1 protein-coding gene is annotated in these 546 nt (G+C 54.0%); it reads left to right on the forward strand.

The genetic code is table 11. The features are described from left to right. A partial coding sequence (locus tag OSO_RS41490) for a hypothetical protein (protein WP_010581599.1) occupies window positions 1–546 on the forward strand: 546 nt, incomplete at both ends.

A 546-nucleotide genomic window follows, 5' to 3' on the forward strand; every position in this document is an offset into this window, starting at 1 on the left:
TCGACATCGGGCGTCAGCGGTTCAAGCTGGAATGGCAGCTACACGTTTAGCACGAGTGAAGTCGCAACAGGGAAGACCGATGAGCAGGGACGGTATGACAATCACTCTGCCGGAAACAGTTTCGTCGACGGTGTCCATTACGAAGGCAAAGGGGATGGGTACTCGGAATCCACGAAACAGGCGACGACGTTTTACAGCAAAATCAGGGAGGGGAATTGGCAGGCGTCTGACTCAGGTATTCAGAGCGACACTCTCAACGAAATCCTCATCGGGCGTGGAACAACGTACGACAAGTTTGATCTCGATTCCTCTTCGTACTCGAAGAGCTGGACGGATGCCGGCATTCTTACAAATTACTCCGGTGGCCTGTCGATTCATCGCCTGACGGAAGAGGATTATCCCACCAACCAAGTCATCAACAACACGAGTGCCGGTCTTCAGCCTGTGTTTGTCGGTGGCGTCGTCTATAGCCAGGGGTATGTCAATCCGGCATCGTTCTCGGGCGGCAGTGGAGTCACGTATACCAGCTTCGCATTCCGGTCCGTG

The organism is Schlesneria paludicola DSM 18645, from assembly GCF_000255655.1.
Lineage (GTDB): Bacteria > Planctomycetota > Planctomycetia > Planctomycetales > Planctomycetaceae > Schlesneria > Schlesneria paludicola.